The organism is Pseudomonas sp. GGS8 (genome assembly GCF_024168645.1).
GTDB lineage: Bacteria > Pseudomonadota > Gammaproteobacteria > Pseudomonadales > Pseudomonadaceae > Aquipseudomonas.
In genome coordinates this window covers 2,422,518-2,438,880 of sequence record NZ_JALJWF010000001.1, presented here as the reverse complement: position 1 = coordinate 2,438,880, position 16,363 = coordinate 2,422,518, and the positions used below count along the sequence as shown (strand labels likewise).

The 16,363-nt window shown below is 60.6% G+C and carries 14 protein-coding genes; 2 read left to right on the top strand and 12 right to left on the bottom strand.

Annotated elements, in window-relative coordinates:
• Nucleotides 1-91: 91 nt before the first annotated feature.
• Nucleotides 92-721 (top strand): glutathione S-transferase, encoded by a 630-nt coding sequence (locus tag J3D54_RS10850; protein ID WP_253417973.1) that lies wholly within the window; start codon nt 92-94, stop codon nt 719-721.
• A gap of 213 nt (nt 722-934) precedes the next feature.
• On the opposite strand, the gene creD is transcribed toward J3D54_RS10850, so the two are convergent.
• From creD to J3D54_RS10830, 4 genes are all read right to left on the bottom strand, one after another.
• Complete coding sequence (gene creD / locus J3D54_RS10845) at nt 935-2,305, bottom strand: cell envelope integrity protein CreD (RefSeq protein WP_253417972.1); 1,371 nt, start codon at nt 2,303-2,305, stop codon at nt 935-937.
• 204 nt (nt 2,306-2,509) lie between these two features.
• Nucleotides 2,510-3,928 carry a two-component system sensor histidine kinase CreC gene (gene creC / locus J3D54_RS10840; RefSeq protein WP_253417971.1) on the bottom strand — a complete coding sequence of 473 codons (1,419 nt, stop codon included), beginning with the start codon at nt 3,926-3,928 and terminating at the stop codon, nt 2,510-2,512.
• Complete coding sequence (gene creB / locus J3D54_RS10835; RefSeq protein ID WP_253417969.1) at nt 3,928-4,608, bottom strand: two-component system response regulator CreB; 681 nt, start codon at nt 4,606-4,608, stop codon at nt 3,928-3,930. The genes creC and creB overlap by 1 nt, the downstream gene beginning before the upstream one ends.
• Before the next feature lie 59 nt (nt 4,609-4,667).
• Nucleotides 4,668-5,174, bottom strand: a complete 507-nt coding sequence (locus J3D54_RS10830; RefSeq protein ID WP_253417967.1) for an ATP-dependent zinc protease — start codon at nt 5,172-5,174, stop codon at nt 4,668-4,670.
• A 243-nt stretch (nt 5,175-5,417) separates the two neighbouring features.
• Between J3D54_RS10830 and J3D54_RS10825 the strand changes: the two genes are divergently transcribed.
• Complete coding sequence (locus J3D54_RS10825; RefSeq protein ID WP_253417965.1) at nt 5,418-6,302, top strand: acyltransferase; 885 nt, start codon at nt 5,418-5,420, stop codon at nt 6,300-6,302.
• 1 nt (nt 6,303) lies between these two features.
• On the opposite strand, the gene J3D54_RS10820 is transcribed toward J3D54_RS10825, so the two are convergent.
• The 8 genes from J3D54_RS10820 to glyA all read right to left on the bottom strand — a co-directional run bounded on the left by J3D54_RS10820 (nt 6,304) and on the right by glyA (nt 16,329).
• Nucleotides 6,304-6,918, bottom strand: a complete 615-nt coding sequence (locus J3D54_RS10820; protein ID WP_253417963.1) for a DUF2780 domain-containing protein — start codon at nt 6,916-6,918, stop codon at nt 6,304-6,306.
• Between the two features lie 351 nt (nt 6,919-7,269).
• Nucleotides 7,270-8,469 carry a formaldehyde dehydrogenase, glutathione-independent gene (fdhA, locus tag J3D54_RS10815; protein ID WP_253417961.1) on the bottom strand — a complete coding sequence of 400 codons (1,200 nt, stop codon included), beginning with the start codon at nt 8,467-8,469 and terminating at the stop codon, nt 7,270-7,272.
• 135 nt (nt 8,470-8,604) lie between these two features.
• On the bottom strand, nt 8,605-9,462 hold the full coding sequence (gene purU, locus J3D54_RS10810; RefSeq protein WP_253417960.1) for a formyltetrahydrofolate deformylase: 858 nt from the start codon (nt 9,460-9,462) through the stop codon (nt 8,605-8,607).
• A 220-nt stretch (nt 9,463-9,682) separates the two neighbouring features.
• Nucleotides 9,683-10,315 carry a sarcosine oxidase subunit gamma gene (locus J3D54_RS10805; protein ID WP_253417959.1) on the bottom strand — a complete coding sequence of 211 codons (633 nt, stop codon included), beginning with the start codon at nt 10,313-10,315 and terminating at the stop codon, nt 9,683-9,685.
• Nucleotides 10,316-10,443: 128 nt separating this feature from the next.
• Nucleotides 10,444-13,461, bottom strand: a complete 3,018-nt coding sequence (locus J3D54_RS10800; protein ID WP_253417958.1) for a sarcosine oxidase subunit alpha — start codon at nt 13,459-13,461, stop codon at nt 10,444-10,446.
• A complete protein-coding gene (locus tag J3D54_RS10795; protein WP_007907563.1) occupies nt 13,458-13,787 on the bottom strand; it encodes a sarcosine oxidase subunit delta in 330 nt (109 codons plus the stop codon). The genes J3D54_RS10800 and J3D54_RS10795 overlap by 4 nt, the downstream gene beginning before the upstream one ends.
• A 14-nt stretch (nt 13,788-13,801) precedes the next feature.
• Complete coding sequence (locus J3D54_RS10790) at nt 13,802-15,052, bottom strand: sarcosine oxidase subunit beta (RefSeq protein WP_007936415.1); 1,251 nt, start codon at nt 15,050-15,052, stop codon at nt 13,802-13,804.
• A gap of 23 nt (nt 15,053-15,075) precedes the next feature.
• The gene (gene glyA, locus J3D54_RS10785) at nt 15,076-16,329 is read right to left on the bottom strand and encodes a serine hydroxymethyltransferase (protein WP_253417957.1); all 1,254 of its coding nucleotides are present in this window, start codon (nt 16,327-16,329) and stop codon (nt 15,076-15,078) included.
• Nucleotides 16,330-16,363 lie beyond the last annotated feature (34 nt).

The following is a 16,363-nucleotide window of genomic DNA, read 5'->3' as shown; positions in this document are numbered from 1 at the left end:
TCGGCGAACGGTACAAAACCTGTGGAAACGAGCTTGAGCTCAAACACCAAAGCGCTATGCTCCCGACACTGCCCATGATCGAGATGCCGCCATGTCCGCCCCCAGCATGACCTTGTTTCACAACCCCGCCTCGCCCTTTGTTCGCAAAGTCATGGTGCTGCTGCACGAGACCGGTCAAACGAACCGCGTGGTGCTGCAAGCCAGCCAGCTCACGCCGGTCAGCCCGGATCCGGCTCTCAACAAAGACAACCCGCTGGGCAAGATTCCGGCGCTGCGCCTGGCCGACGGTAATGTGCTGTACGACAGCCGGGTGATCCTCGATTACCTCGATCACCAGCACGTCGGTAATCCGCTGATTCCTCGTGAAGGCTCCGCGCGCTGGCGGCGCTTGACTCTGGCTTCTCTGGCGGACGGGATCATGGATGCCGCCGTGATGATTCGCTATGAAGTGGCCCTGCGCTCGCCGGAAAAACATTGGGACGCCTGGCTCGACAGTCAGCGCGACAAGATTCGTCGCGCCCTGGCGCTGCTGGAGGCCGACGCGATTGCCGAGCTGACCAGCCATTTCGATGTGGCGGCGATCAGTGTGGCCTGTGCCTTGGGTTATCTGGATTTGCGCCATCCGGATCTGGAATGGCGCAAAGCGAATCCAAAGTTGGCAGAGTGGTATTTCGAAGTGAGTCAGCGGCCTTCGATGATTGCGACGATGCCCAAGCTCTAGATTCTCGCTGACTGTACCGGCCTCATCGCGAGCAGGCTCTCTCCCACATTATTTGATCTTTGGCGTGCATAACCTTTGTATTCACTGGAGATCTTTTGTGGGAGCGAGCCTGCTCGCGATGGCACCAGACCGGATCTGACGGAAATAACTGGCAAATCCGCGTCGCCAACGCCTCGCCCATCCGCTGATCCTCGCGCAACCCCAACGACCTGCTCATTCCACCGTCCCCATATCAAACGCCAGCGGCTTGGCGGACTTTTGCCCGATCCCGTACCAGTCCAGCTTGCGGGTCAGCACCATGAACACACCCAGCAGACCGAACAGCAGCAGCGAGCCCATCAATAGCGCGTAATCCTCGGCGCTCAACAAGCCGTAAAGCAGCCCGTACAACGCCGCCAACCCCGCCGAAAAACTCAGGCCGTGACGCACGCTACGCAGCACATGACAGACATAGAAACCGATCAACGCCACACAGCCACTCGCCGACAGCAGATACGCCAGGGCAAAGCCGATGTGTTCGGATAGCGACAGCAGCAACAGGTAGAAGAACGCCAGCGCTACACCCACCAACGCGTACTGCACCGGGTGCACCGCCAGGCTTTTCAGCACTTCGAAGAGGAAGAAACCGGCGAAGGTCAGGACGATGAACAGCAATGCGTATTTGATTGCCCGGTCGCTTTTCAGGTACTGGTCCACCGGGTCGATGAAACTCACACCGAAACTGCGACCGCTGAACGCCTCGCAATGACCGCCCGACACGCAACTGTTCAACGCTTCTTGCAGGTTGGTGGAGAAAAACGAGGTCTGCCAATTGGCCGTAAAGCCCTGATCGGTGATTTCCCGCTGCGCCGGCAGGTAATTGCCGATGAAGCTGGGGTGAGGCCAATTCGCAGCCAGTGACACCTTGCTGGTCTTGCCCACCGGGAGAACCTGCAACTGGCCGGTGCCTTGCAGACGCAAGTCGAAACCGAAGGCCAGTTCCGTAGCCTGTTGGGTGTCCAGCACCGGTAGTGTCACGTGCACACCCTCGCCCAACCAGCCCACTTGGCTGCCCGGTACAAAATCCAGCTTCTGGCCATTGAGTTCGAGTTTCAAGGCGTTCTCGATGCCGCGAATATCGCTGATGCCGACAGCCAGGAACGGCTGATCGAAGCGGTAATCGGCGAAGTCTTCCTTGATGCCCAGTTGCGCCGGGACCGAGAAATGCCCGCTGATGCGGTTATCGGCATGGAATAGCCGCGCCTCGTAGATACCCCGGGCGCGCAATTCGGTCTGGACCTGGCCGTCGAGTTCAAAGCGCTCCGGCAGGAAATACAAACGCCCACGCTCCTCGCCGACATCCTGATAACGCTCGTTGGTTTTTTCGTTGGTTTTCCAGGTGCGCACCGTTTTGCGATAAGGCACCACCATCAGCGGGCCGCTCAATTGCTGGCTGTAGCTGGAACTGCGGGCGATGTCTTCGAGCACACCGTCGCGCAGTTGCTGGCGGTCCTGGATCACCCCGTTGATCATCAGCAGCGGGATCAGCAGCAATAGAATCAGCAGGGCAATCGCCCCGAGTTTTAGGGTCAAGCTTCGGTTCATGGGGACTCTCCCTGTTTGGATGGGGAGAGTCTGGATTGGGTGTGTGGGGGGTTTGTGGGGGAAATATGGAGACTTTGTGGAGAATGGGCCGGCCTCATCGCGAGCAGGCTCGCTCCCACAATGGAATTGCGTGGTTCTTATCTTTTGCGTTCGCCTCAAATCCCATGTGGGAGCGAGCCTGCTCGCGATGGCTGCGACTCGGTCCTAAGGCAGGCTCAATTTAACTTCAACCCCGCCCTCGACATTACCGATACTCATCGCACCGCCATGCAGCTTGACCACTTCTTCAACGAAGTTAAGCCCCAACCCGGTGCTCTTGCGCCCACTGTCCGGACGCGGCAGTGAGTAGAAACGCTCGCTCAAGCGTGGCAACGCATAGTCGGGAATCGCCTCGGCCTGGTTGAACAGCCTGAACTCAATCTGCTCGTCGACCCGTTCGGCGCAAAATCGCAGCACGCCGTGCGCCGGGGTGAAGTCCAAGGCATTCTCCAGCAGATTGCCCAGCGCCTGGCGCAACAGAAACGGCTCGCCGAGCAGGTTCAGATCCGCTGTAATTTGCCGCTCCACACGCAACTGCTTGCCTTCGATTCGCGCAGCCTGCGCGCTCAACAGTTCGTCCACCAAGGCCGCCAACGGCACCGCCACCCGCTCCTCCAATCCTTGGCGTTGTTCAACCTGCGCCAGGTTCAACAGTCGCTCGATCAACTGCTGCATGCGCGCACTTTCGCTGTCGATGTTACTGACGAAACGCTGCTGCTGGGCCGGCGGCATGTCGCCTTGCAGCAGCTCCGCCGCGCCACGAATCGCCGCCAGCGGGCTTTTCAATTCATGGGTCAGGGTGTGCACATAACGCTCGACGTAAGCCTTGCCTTCGAGCTGGGTGCGCATGTGTTCCAGCGCCGTGGCCAGTTGCTCCAGCTCGCCGCCACGGTAATGCGGTACCTCGACCCGTCGGCCTTCACTGACGGCCTGGGCATAAGCCGTCAACCTTCGCAGCGCCGCGCTCAGCCACCACGACAACAGCGCACCAAACAGCAAACCGAGGCCAATCAATCCGGCGCCATAAGTCAGCAATCGCCGTTCGGTGCGATCGACGTAAGGCTGCAGCGAGCTGTTGGGTTTAGCCACCGTCACCACGCCGATGATCTGGCCGTTGTCGCGAATCGGTGCCCCGACGTGCATCACCGACGAGTTCGAATCGTCCGGGTCGCTGCGCGTCGAACGCGCGCCGTACTCTCCATGCAGGGTCAGATAGACGTCGTTCCAGCGCGAGTAGTCCTGGCCCACCGCAATCCCGCTGGAATCCAGCACCACGATGCCCTTGGCATCGGTGACGTAAATGCGGTGGTTGACCTGATTCTTCGACAGGCCCCAGATACTCGCCTTCGGTTGCCGTTCCCCGTACGCCTTGAGCAACTCGGGCCAGCGGTTCTGGCTGAGGGTGCCGGCCTTGAAGTCGTCACGCAGGATCTCGGCCATCAGGTTGGCGGTGTCCACCAGGGTTTCTTCGGTGGACTGGCGCACTCCGGGGCGGATTTCTTCCATCACAGTGTTGAGCACAAAGTAACCGGCCAGGCCGATGAACAGCACGTAGACCAGAAAAATCCGGATCCCCAGTGACATCAGCTGTGCCCCGGGCTGTAGCTGTAACCGAGGCCACGATGAGTCTGGATCGGCTCGGCGTCGGCCTTCACCAGGCGCAATTTGGCGCGCACGCTCTTGATGTGGCTGTCGATGCTGCGCTCGTAACCAGCATCGGCGGCCACGCCCACCGCATCGAGCAATTGCTCGCGACTGAAGACTCGCTCAGGTTGTTCCAGCAGGCATTGCAGTAAACGAAACTCATGGCGAGTCAGGCTCAGCGGCTGGTTGCGATAGCTGATCTGCACCCGTTCGCCGTCGATGCGAAACAGCGCTGACGCCACCTCCGCCACGGATCGTGGCGCCATGCGCTTGAGAATCGCTCGGACCCGCGCCGCCACTTCCCGAGGGCTGAACGGCTTGACCACGTAGTCGTCGGCGCCGATTTCCAGGCCCACCACGCGGTCGATCTCGGCGTCACGGGCACTGAGGAAAATCACCGGCACGTCGCTGAAACGCCGCAACTGCTTGCAGGTCTCGAAGCCGCTGATGTCCGGCAGGCCGATATCGAGAATGATCAGGTCGGCCGGCGTCGCGCGCTGATGCTCGAGCGCCGCCGCGCCAAGGCTCAACCAGGTGGTGGTGAAGCCCTCGCCCTGCAAGGCGAAAATCAGGGTGTCGGCAATCGCCGCTTCGTCTTCGACAATCAGGATATGAGGCATGGCGTCCGAGCCCGCTAGTTAAGTGGGCGAACGGTGCCCCAAGGCTGATTCGCCGTCAATCAGCAGTCGGGTTTGTCGGCAGTAAAGCGACGTGCCGGGTTCACCGCCGCGCCAAACTCGCGCAGGGCTTTGGCGCCGATCAGCAGCGGGTAGTTGAAGCTGCTGCGGTCGGTGAGGTTGACCTCGACGGTGCGCTTGACGTTGCCCAGGCACAGTTCCAGATCGACCACCGGACGCTTGGTCACTTCGCTCACGACCTTGTCGTCATCTTCTTCATCGGCACGGTTCTTGATCTTGCTGATGCGCGCGACCTTGTGTTCGTAGACTTTGTTGCTCGCGCCTTTGGTGGCGAGACGGAAACGTACCCACTCGTCACCGTCGCGGGTGAAGGTTTCGATATCTTTGGCCGACAGCGATGCGGTCAGGGCGCCGGTGTCCATTTTGGCCTTGAGGACTTCACCGCCGATTTCCGGCAGCGCGATGTATTCGTAACGCCCATAAAGAGTCGGCTCAGCGGCCAGAACCGGCAGGGTCACGAGGGCAAGCAGTGCAAGGATAGATTTCACGTAAGGGGCTTCCTTGGAGAGTGGGCAGCGGAATTTTAGAACTGCTGCCTTTGAATTCGTTCGTTCTTGAAATCGCTTCGCGGGCAAGCCCGCGAATAGGCCAGATCAATCACTACAACAGCCTGACGGGTTCGAATTCGCTAAAGCATACTGCCGAATAGGTGAAACATTCGTCACCACCGATTTGGCCTGTCACCCTAAGCTGCTTATCATGGCGCGCCCCAACGCTTTCAAGAGTTACCTATGCGCCGCCTGCTCACCGGCTGTTTCGTTACCTTGCTGCTATTGCTCAACACCCTGGTCCTGTTCGGGCCTCTGATGGTGTTCGCGCTGCTCAAACTGCTCCTGCCCGGGCGCTTTCGCGATTACGCCTCGGCGGCGGTGATGTGGGTTGCCGAAACCTGGGCTGAAATCGATAAGCTGATCTTTCGTCTGTGCATTCCCACTCAATGGGACATTCGCGGCGGCGATGAGCTGCGCGCAGACACCTCATATCTGGTGATCGGTAACCATCAGTCCTGGGTCGATATCCCGGCGCTGATCCAGGCACTTAACCGACGCACGCCGTTCTTCAAATTCTTCCTCAAGAAAGAACTGATCTGGGTGCCGTTCCTGGGCCTGGCCTGGTGGGCGCTGGACTATCCGTTCATGAAGCGCTACAGCAAGACGTTTCTGGCGAAGAACCCGGAGCTGGCCGGCAAGGACCTGGAGATCACCAAACAAGCCTGCGAGTTGTACAAGCGCCAGGCGGTGACGGTGGTCAACTACTTGGAAGGCACCCGCTACACAGCAGCGAAAAGCGCCCAGCAACAGTCGCCGTTCACCCACCTGCTCAAGCCCAAGGCCGGCGGTGTGGCGTTTGTGCTGGCGGCGATGGGCGAACAGCTGGACGCCATTCTCGATGTGACGGTGGTGTATCCGCAGCAGAAGATTCCGGGGTTCTGGGATTTGCTCAGCGGCAACGTGCCCAAGGTGATCATCGACATCCACACACGCGAGCTGGACCCGGCACTGTGGCAAGGCGATTACGAAAACGATCCGGTGTTTCGCGAAACGATCCAGAACTGGGTCAACCAGCTCTGGATCGAAAAGGACCAGCGCATCAAGGAGCTACGCGCCGAGGGCTGACTCAGCTACCGGTACCGGTGCCCCAGATCCCGCCGAGGTTTTGCAGCAGCGAACCGGCAACGCCTTGCTGACCGAGATACTGCAGGATCACCGGAGCAAACATTCCAACCATCCCGGTATCCATGCCCAAGGCGCTGAAGGCGTTGTTCAGGTCCTTGGTGTCCTTGACGTTACCCAGCAAGCCATCGAGCAACGCATTCTTGTCTGAACCGGCGCCAAGCAGCCCACCCAATCCAGCCAGGCCACCCATGGCGCTGTTGCCGGCGATCTGAGCGAGACCAGGCACATTTTTGCTCAGCTCGGAGAAGTCCTGGCCGCTGAGCTGATTCCTCGCCAGCCCCAGCATCGCACCGGCGCCGCCGATGGCCTGCTCCGGGGTAATGTCGAGCTGCGAGCCCAGGGTATTGAGCAAACCGGCCGCCTTGGGCGCCGCCGCCACGATGCCATCGACATCATCGGCCTCGACACCCTCGACATCCTCGTCGTCCTGCATCGATGACACCGCCTTGACCGCATCGCTGAGGCTTAACTGTGCAAAGGCCGGGCTGGCGGCCAGCGTCGTCAACGAAGCGACAGCCATGAGCGATGCCAGTGCAAAACAGCGTGAAACGTTCATCCAGACATCCTCTTGTGCCATGAAAAACCGCTCGATAACGGGGGGCGGCAAAACTGCTGATTGGACCGGATGTACGCCAGCATGTTCCTTGTCTGCATGGGCATTTTCCCCAGGTGGCGTCTATGAAAACGTGCTCCCTGGGTCGCAACCGATGAACGGTATGACCGAACCGGCAGCGCCTTGGCTCTGGACAATGTGGTCAACTGGAAAGCGACGTCTACGGCATGGAACAAATCAGATCTCTGTTCGAGGTCCATTGATAATTGCTCACTTCCTCTGAGCAATTACGTTCCACTCGCCATAAAAAAGGGCGACATCACTGTCGCCCTTTTTTCCGTCTTGCTCCAGGTCTTACGCCGCACTAAACAACTTGTGCGGATCGATCACAAACTTCTTCGGCACGCCCGCATCGAACTCGCCGTAACCCCGTGGCGCGTCATCCAGGCTGATGACTTCCACGCCGACGATGTCGGCAATATGGATGCGGTCCCACATGATCGCCTGCATCAGCTGGCGGTTGTACTTCATCACTGGCGTCTGGCCGGTGTGGAAGCTGTGGGATTTGGCCCAGCCCAGGCCGAAGCGAATGCTCAGGCTGCCCATTTTCGCGGCGGCGTCCACTGCACCCGGATCTTCGGTGACGTACAGGCCAGGAATACCGATTTTGCCAGCGACGCGAACCACGCCCATCAGCGAGTTGAGTACGGTGGCCGGAGCCTCGTGCTTCACGCCGGCATGGCCGTGACCGCGAGCTTCGAAGCCTACGGCATCGACGGCGCAGTCCACTTCCGGTTCGCCCAACAGTGCAGCGATTTGTTCGTGCAGTGGGGTGTCTGTCGACAGGTCGGCGATTTCGAAACCCTGAGCCTTGGCATGGGCCAGGCGGATCGGGTTGACGTCACCGATGATCACCACCGCAGCACCCAGCAGGCGAGCGGAAGCGGCAGCTGCCAGGCCAACCGGGCCGGCGCCGGCGATGTACACGGTGCTGCCAGGGCCAACGCCGGCAGTCACTGCGCCGTGGTAACCGGTGGGCAGGATGTCGGAGAGACAGGTCAGGTCACGGATTTTTTCCATGGCCCGGTCGCGATCTGGAAGTTTCAGCAGGTTGAAGTCGGCATACGGCACAAACGCGTATTCGGCTTGGCCACCGGTCCAGTCACCCATGTCGACGTAACCATAGGCACCGCCCGGACGCGCCGGGTTAACGCTCAGGCAGACGCCAGTATGTTGCTCTTTGCACGAACGGCAACGGCCACAGGCAACGTTGAAAGGAACCGACACCAAGTCGCCGATCTGCAGGTTCTCGACACCGCTGCCCTTCTCGATCACTTCACCGGTGATCTCGTGGCCCAGCACCAGACCGGTCTGAGCCGTAGTGCGACCACGCACCATGTGCTGATCGGAACCACAAATGTTGGTGGAAACTACGCGCAGGATGACACCGTGCTCGATCTTCCTGCCGCGCGGGTCCTGCATTTTGGGATAGTCGATTTTCTGTACTTCGACCTTGCCAGCGCCGAGATACACCACACCACGATTACCAGACATGCTTTCACCTCGCTGTTGTTTTTATGTAGCGGTCGCGTCGCCAGGAAGCGGCGGCGCGTTGATTGCTCGGGTTATTGCCTGTGTGTCTTGTGTTGTCTGTTATGCCGCCATCGCGGGCAAGCCCGCGATGGCAATTTAAAGAACGACGGTGCGATTGGCGTTCAGAAAAACCCTTCGTTCAATGTGATATCCAACAGCCCGTGCCAGGGTCAGCCCTTCGATATCCCGCCCCTTGGCGATCAAGTCTTCGGGATAGTGGCTGTGATCCACGGCTTCCACGCCCTGGGCGATGATCGGGCCTTCGTCCAGATCGTTGTTGATGTAGTGCGCCGTGGCGCCGACCAGTTTCACGCCTTTGTTGTAGGCCTGGTGGTACGGCTTGGCGCCCTTGAAGCCCGGCAGTAGAGAGTGGTGAATGTTGATCGCCTTGCCGTCGAGTTTGCGGCACAGCTCTGGCGACAAGACCTGCATGTAGCGGGCAAGGATCACCAGTTCGGCGCCGGCCTCTTCAATCACCTGCCAGACCTGGCGCTCTTGCGACGGCTTGTCGTTCGGGTCCAGCGGAAAATGGTAGTACGGAATCTGATGCCAATCGGCCAACGGCTTGAGGTCCGGGTGGTTGGAGACCACGGCGACCACGTCCATCGACAACTGGCCGATACGCTGGCGGTAGAGCAAGTCATTGAGGCAGTGATCGGCCTTGGAAACCATGATCACCACTTTTGGCCGGTAGTTCGGCGGGGTCAGCTCGAAGACCATCCCGAAGGCTGCACCACGCTCCGCCAGGCCTGCGCGGAAGGCTTGTTCGTCGAAACCGTCGGGTTGCCGAAATTCCACGCGAATGAAGAAACGACCCGAGAGCCGGTCATCGAAGGAATGGTGCTCGGTGACGTAGCAGCCCTGCTCGAACAAAAAGCGGGTCACCGCATCCACGGTGCCGAGGACGCTGGGGCAGTCGGCGGTCAGAATCCATGTGTCGGGGGCGCGGCTCATAGTGCGGTGACTCCTGTTCGAAAATACCTGCGCGACTGCAAAGTTTGTCGCGGACCTTGTGGCGAGGGGGCTTGCCCCGTTCGGCTGCGAAGCAGTCGTAAAACCGGCAAACGCAGTGTGTCAGACGGAACGCGCTTTCAGGATTTGGGGCCGCTGCGCGACCCAACGGGGGCAAGCCCCCTCGCCACAAAAGCTCCCTCGCAACAGGCGGGAACGATCATTACGCCTGGACGCTAAGCCCGTACTCAGCAGCCGCATCCTGCAACCACAACCACCAGTAATCCGAGAAGCTGCGGCGAATCAGCAATTCCCAGGTATCTTCGGCAGTATGGCGGATCACCAGTTGCGACTTGGCGAACACCGTGCCAACAGCCTTGCCCACCGGGAAGTTGTTGGGGTGCACGTCGTAGCTGGTGGACTTCATCAGCACCTGACGCACGTTCGGGCCGCTGAGTTCGAGGATCTGCTGGCCACCGCTGACGTTGACGATCTGGATGTGCAGGTCGCCCAGCGCTTCACGGAGTTTTTTCTCGGCGGCGAACTCTTCACCGGTCGGCACGATCAGCAGCCATTCATCCGGCCCCATCCATTGCAGGCTGGTTTCGCCTTTGATGATCACGGTCAACGCACCTGGCAATTCGATGCCAAGGGCCTTGTGCACGCCGGCGGCGAACGCGGCATCGTGACCATCGCCACGAATGGTCAGGTGACCGAGGAGTTTTTTCTCACGCACGATCACGCCGGCGTTCTTGCGACCCTTGCCCACCAGGCTGGCGAGGTCGGCATGATGCAGCGACGACTCGGCCTTGGCCCCAGTGGTTGGGCGTTGTTGGTAAACATTGGCTGCGGTCATAAAGCACCTTTCCTGTATTCGTATCCCTGCGGGAGCGGGCTTGCCCGCGATGGGAGCAACTCGGTCTGCCTGAGGCACCGCGTTATCGTTCATCGCGGGCAAGCCACGCTCCCACAGGTACTGTGGTGTTAGACGTTCTGGCGATCGCCTTTCGGATCGAAGAACACCGAAGAAACGATTTCCGCCTCGATCACGCTGCCGTCGGCCAGCGGTGCGAACACCCGCTCACCCATGCGCTTCAAGCCGCCTTTCACCACGCCCATGGCAAACGAATAGCCCAGGGAGTTGTGCAGGTAACTGGAAGTCACGTGGCCAACCATGGTCATCGGGATGGCTTGCTTGGTGTTGAACACCAGTTGCGCACCTTCCGGCAGCCATTTGGTCGGATCGATCGGCTTCAGGCCAACCAGCTGTTTGCGCTGATCACGCACACAGTCTTCGCGGTTCATGCCACGCCAGCCGATCCACGAGAACGGTTTGGTGCGACCGACACACCAGCCCATGTTCAGGTCGTCCGGGGTCATCGAGCTGTCAGTGTCCTGACCGACGATGATGAAGCCCTTCTCGGCCCGCAGTACGTGCATGGTTTCAGTGCCATACGGGGTCAAGTTGTACTTCTTGCCGGCCTCGACGATTTTCTCGAGCACGCCCATGGCGTAGTCGGCCTGCACGTTGACTTCGTACGACAGCTCACCGGTAAACGAAATCCGGAATATCCGTGCCGGCACGCCACCGACCAGCGCTTCTTTCCAGGTCATGAACGGGAAGGCTTCGTTGCTCAGATCGGCGTCGGTGACTTCGCTGAGCAGCTTGCGGCTGTTCGGCCCGGACAGGGTCATGGTTGCCCAATGATCCGTCACGGAAGTGAAGTACACCTTCAGCTCTGGCCATTCGGTCTGGTGGTAGATTTCCAGCCATTGCAGCACGCGTGCAGCGCCACCGGTGGTGGTGGTCATCACGAAATGGTTGTCGGCCAGGCATGCCGTCACGCCGTCGTCGAACACCATGCCGTCTTCTTTGCACATCAGGCCGTAACGGGCCTTGCCCACGTCGAGCTTGGTCCAGGCGTTGGTGTAGATGCGGTTGAGGAACTCACGCGAATCCGGGCCCTGGATGTCGATCTTGCCCAGGGTCGAAGCGTCCAGCAGGCCGACGCTGTCGCGCACGGCTTTGCATTCGCGTTTGACCGCGGCATGCAGGTCTTCACCGTTTTTCGGGAAGTACCAAGGACGTTTCCACTGACCGACGTCTTCGAACTCGGCGCCATTCTTCACGTGCCAGTGATGCAGCGCGGTGAAGCGAACCGGCTCGAAGATGTGCCCACAGTGACGACCGGCCACGGCGCCGAAAGTCACCGGGGTGTAGTTCGGACGGAACATGGTGGTGCCCATCTGCGGGATGGTCACGTTCAGCGAACGGGCGGCAATGGCCAGGCCGTTGACGTTGCCGAGCTTGCCCTGATCGGTGCCGAAGCCCAGTGCGGTGTAGCGTTTGACGTGCTCGACCGATTCGAAGCCTTCGCGGGTCGCCAGTTCGATGGCGGCCGCGGTGACGTCGTTCTGCAGGTCGACGAATTGCTTCGGCGCACGGGCAGTGGCTTTTTCGTGAGGCACCTGGAACAACGCCAGCGTTGGCTCTTCCAGTCGGCTCAGGGCTTTGGGCAGTACGCCCTCGACCTTGCCGAAACCGGCTTCGCTGGCAGCGCGAGCACCGCCTTCAAAACCATCGGCCAACGAATCGCCGAGGCTGTAGACGCCATTGATGCCACCGACGCACACGCGTTTCTGCGGTGCTTCGCCCGGTACGAAACCGAGGATGTCTTCACGCCAGATCGGCTTGCCGCCCAAGTGCGAAGCCAGGTGAACCACCGGGCTGTAGCCGCCGGAACTGGCGACCAGGTCGCAATCGAGCCATTCGCCCGGGCTGGTCACGGTGTGTGCTTTTACATCAATCGCTGCAACGCGAGCAGCGGTCACGTGCTTGCTGCCACGGGCCTCGATCACGGCGCTGCCGGTCAGGATGCGAATGCCTTTGGCGCGCGCTTCTTCCACCAGCGCACCGCGAGGGTTGCTGCGGGCGTCGGCGATGGCCACCACTTGCAGGCTGGCGTCGAGCCAGTCCAGGGCAACGCGGTAGGCGTGGTCGTTGTTGGTCGACAGCACCAGTTTCTTGCCCGGTGCCACGCCGTAGCGACGAACATAAGTCGACACAGCGCCGGCGAGCATGTTGCCCGGCACGTCGTTGTTGCCGTAAACCAGTGGACGCTCGTGAGCGCCGGTCGCCAGCACCACACGCTTGGCGCGAACCCGGTGGATGCGCTGACGCACCTGGCCGATCGGAGCGCGGTCGCCGAGGTGATCGGTGAGGCGCTCGTGAATGGTCAGGAAATTATGGTCGTGGTACCCGTTGACCGTGGCGCGCGGCAACAGCAGCACGTCAGGGGTGTTTTTCAGCTCGGCGATGACGCTGGCGACCCACTCGGTAGCCGGTTTGCCGTCGAGGCTTTCGCGGGAATCGAGCAGGCTGCCGCCGAACTCTTCCTGCTCATCGGCCAGGATCACACGGGCACCGCTGCGGGCAGCCGCCAGTGCAGCCGCCAGACCCGCAGGGCCAGCGCCGACGATCAGCACGTCGCAGTGCTGGTTCATGTAGTCGTAGGTGTCCGGATCGTTCTCGGTCGGCGAACGGCCAAGGCCGGCGGCCTTACGAATGTACTTCTCGTAAGTCATCCAGAACGATTGCGGGTACATGAAGGTTTTGTAGTAGAAGCCCGGCGGCATCAGCTTGCCGCCGACCTTGCCGAGAATCCCCATCATGTCGTTGTTCACGCTTGGCCAGCCGTTGGTGCTGGTGGCGACCAGGCCTTGATACAGCGCTTGTTGCGTGGCGCGTACGTTGGGGATCTGCGTGGCTTCAGTCGCACCGATCTGCAACACGGCGTTCGGCTCTTCGGCACCGGCGGCGAAGATGCCGCGCGGACGGGAGTACTTGAAGCTGCGACCGATGATGTCGACACCGTTGGCCAGCAAGGCGGCGGCCAGGGAGTCGCCTTCAAAGCCTTTGTAGACCTGGCCGTTGAAGGTGAAGCTCAGCACTTTGTTGCGGTCGATGCGTCCGCCGTTGGACAGGCGATTGATCTGGCTCATACCTTCTCTCCCAGAGCCGTGGCGGCCGCTTTCGGGCTGTCGGTCTTGTCGGTGAACTGCGGCTTGGTGCCGATCTTGTAGGTTTCGAGAATCTCGTAGGTCACGGTGTCCCGGGTCACGTTGAAGTACTGACGGCAACCGGCGACGTGATCCCACAGTTCGTGGTGCAGACCGCGAGGGTTATCGCGGAAGAACATGTAGTCGCCCCACTCCTCGTCGGTGCAGCTGTTCGGATCCAGTGGACGCGGGATGTGCGCCTGGCCGGATGCATGGAATTCCTCTTCGGAGCGCAGTTCGCCACAGTGAGGACAGAAGATATGCAACATAGGGATTTCTCCTGTTAGTGGGCGACTGCTGCAGCGCCGTGTTCGTCGATCAACGCACCGCTGTGGAAGCGGTCGATGGAGAAAGGTGCAGCCAATGGGTGCATTTCACCCTTGGCCAGGCTGGCGGCAAACACGTTGCCCGAGCCAGGTGTTGCCTTGAAGCCACCGGTGCCCCAACCGCAGTTGAAGAACATGTTCGGTACCGGAGTCTTCGAGATGATCGGGCAGGCATCCGGCGTGGTGTCGACGATGCCGCCCCACTGACGGTTCATGCGTACGCGCGACAGCACCGGGAACATCTCGACGATGGCCTGGATGGTGTGCTCGATCACCGGGTACGAACCACGCTGGCCGTAGCCGTTGTAGCCGTCGATACCGGCGCCGATCACCAGGTCGCCCTTGTCGGACTGGCTGATGTAACCGTGTACGGCGTTGGACATGATCACGCTGTCGATAATCGGCTTGATCGGCTCGGACACCAGCGCTTGCAGCGGGTGCGATTCGATCGGCAGACGGAAACCGGCGAGTTTGGCCATGTGCCCGGAGTTACCGGCAGTCACCACACCGACGCGCTTGGCACCGATGAAGCCCTTGTTGGTTTCAACACCGATGCACACACCGTTTTCCTTGCGGAAACCGATCACTTCGGTCTGCTGGATCAGGTCCACGCCCAAGGCGTCGGCAGCACGGGCAAAGCCCCACGCCACGGCATCGTGACGGGCCACGCCACCGCGACGCTGGACGGTAGCGCCCATCACCGGGTAGCGGGTGTTCTTGGAGCAGTCGAGGTACGGGATCTCGTCCGCCACTTGCTTGGCATCGAGCAGTTCGCCGTCCACGCCGTTGAGGCGGTTGGCGCTGACCCGACGCTCGGAATCACGAATGTCCTGCAGGGTGTGGCACAGGTTGTAGACGCCACGCTGGGAGAACATCACGTTGTAGTTCAGGTCCTGGGACAGGCCTTCCCACAATTTCATCGCGTGTTCGTACAGGTGCGCCGACTCGTCCCACAGGTAGTTGGAACGCACGATGGTGGTGTTGCGCGCGGTGTTACCGCCGCCCAGCCAGCCTTTTTCAACCACGGCCACGTTGGTGATGCCGTGTTCCTTGGCCAGGTAGTAGGCGGTCGCCAGACCATGCCCGCCACCGCCGACGATGACCACGTCGTAGACCTTTTTCGGGGTCGGCGTGCGCCACATCCGCTGCCAGTTTTCGTGGTGGCTGAGAGAGTGTTTGAAGAGGCCGAAGCCCGAGTAGCGTTGCATAGTCATTTACTCCAAAACCGCACTCAGCGATAAACCGGGAAGTCCGCGCACAGGGCTGCCACATGCTTGGCGACGTTGGCCTCGACATCGGCATCGCCGAGGTTGTCGAGGATGTCGCAGATCCAGCCAGCCAGCTCGGTGCATTGAGCGACCTTGAAGCCACGAGTGGTCACCGCCGGGGTGCCGATGCGCAGGCCGGAGGTCACGAACGGCGACTGCGGGTCGTTCGGGACAGCGTTCTTGTTCACGGTGATGTGGGCGCGACCGAGTGCTGCATCCGCGTCTTTGCCGGTGAGGCCTTGACGGATCAGGCTGACCAGGAACAGGTGGTTATCGGTACCGCCGGACACTACATCGTAGCCGCGTTTGATAAATACGCCGGCCATGGCCTGGGCGTTGTCGATCACTTGTCGCTGGTAGGCTTTGAAGCCTGGCTCCAGCGCTTCCTTGAAGCACACTGCCTTACCGGCGATGACGTGCATCAGCGGGCCGCCCTGGGCACCCGGGAAAACCGCGGCGTTGAGCTTCTTCTCGATTTCTTCGTTGGCCTTGGCCAGGATCAGGCCACCACGTGGACCGCGCAGGGTCTTGTGGGTGGTGGTGGTCACTACGTCGGCGTAAGGCAGCGGGTTCGGGTACAGACCAGCAGCGACCAGACCGGCGACGTGAGCCATGTCGACGAACAGCAGAGCACCGACCTTGTCAGCGATCTGGCGGAAGCGTGGGAAATCGAGGGTCTTGGAATAAGCCGAGAAGCCGGCAACGATCATCTTCGGCTTGCATTCGACGGCCAGACGCTCGACCTCGTCGTAGTCGATCAGCCCGGTTTTGGTGTCGATGCCGTACTGCACGGCGTTGTACAGCTTGCCCGACGACGACACTTTGGCGCCGTGGGTCAGGTGACCACCGTGGGCCAGGCTCATGCCCAGGATGGTATCGCCTGGATGAATCAGAGCCAGATACACAGCGCTGTTGGCCGAAGAGCCGGAGTGCGGCTGCACGTTGGCGTAGTCGGCGCCGAACAGTTGCTTGGCACGTTCGATGGCCAGGGCTTCAACCTTGTCGACGTGTTCGCAGCCACCGTAGTAGCGCTTGCCCGGATAGCCTTCGGCGTATTTGTTGGTCAGGCCACTGCCTTGCGCTTCCATCACGCGTTTGCTGGTGTAGTTCTCTGACGCGATCAGCTCGATGTGATCTTCCTGGCGTTGCTCCTCGGCATTCATCGCCGCCAGCAGTGCATCGTCGTAACCCTGGATCTGGTCTTGCTTGCTGAACATCGCGTCTCTCCCAGCGGCATCTATGCGCCATTCG

Coding starts and splice junctions, on each gene's coding strand:
- J3D54_RS10850 (WP_253417973.1), top strand. CDS start 92: ATGTCCGCCCCCAGCATGACCTTGTTTCACAACCCCGCCTCGCCCTTT.
- creD (WP_253417972.1), bottom strand. CDS start 2,305: ATGAACCGAAGCTTGACCCTAAAACTCGGGGCGATTGCCCTGCTGATT.
- creC (WP_253417971.1), bottom strand. CDS start 3,928: ATGTCACTGGGGATCCGGATTTTTCTGGTCTACGTGCTGTTCATCGGC.
- creB (WP_253417969.1), bottom strand. CDS start 4,608: ATGCCTCATATCCTGATTGTCGAAGACGAAGCGGCGATTGCCGACACC.
- J3D54_RS10825 (WP_253417965.1), top strand. CDS start 5,418: ATGCGCCGCCTGCTCACCGGCTGTTTCGTTACCTTGCTGCTATTGCTC.
- J3D54_RS10820 (WP_253417963.1), bottom strand. CDS start 6,918: ATGAACGTTTCACGCTGTTTTGCACTGGCATCGCTCATGGCTGTCGCT.
- fdhA (WP_253417961.1), bottom strand. CDS start 8,469: ATGTCTGGTAATCGTGGTGTGGTGTATCTCGGCGCTGGCAAGGTCGAA.
- purU (WP_253417960.1), bottom strand. CDS start 9,462: ATGAGCCGCGCCCCCGACACATGGATTCTGACCGCCGACTGCCCCAGC.
- J3D54_RS10805 (WP_253417959.1), bottom strand. CDS start 10,315: ATGACCGCAGCCAATGTTTACCAACAACGCCCAACCACTGGGGCCAAG.
- J3D54_RS10800 (WP_253417958.1), bottom strand. CDS start 13,461: ATGAGCCAGATCAATCGCCTGTCCAACGGCGGACGCATCGACCGCAAC.
- J3D54_RS10795 (WP_007907563.1), bottom strand. CDS start 13,787: ATGTTGCATATCTTCTGTCCTCACTGTGGCGAACTGCGCTCCGAAGAG.
- J3D54_RS10790 (WP_007936415.1), bottom strand. CDS start 15,052: ATGCAACGCTACTCGGGCTTCGGCCTCTTCAAACACTCTCTCAGCCAC.
- glyA (WP_253417957.1), bottom strand. CDS start 16,329: ATGTTCAGCAAGCAAGACCAGATCCAGGGTTACGACGATGCACTGCTG.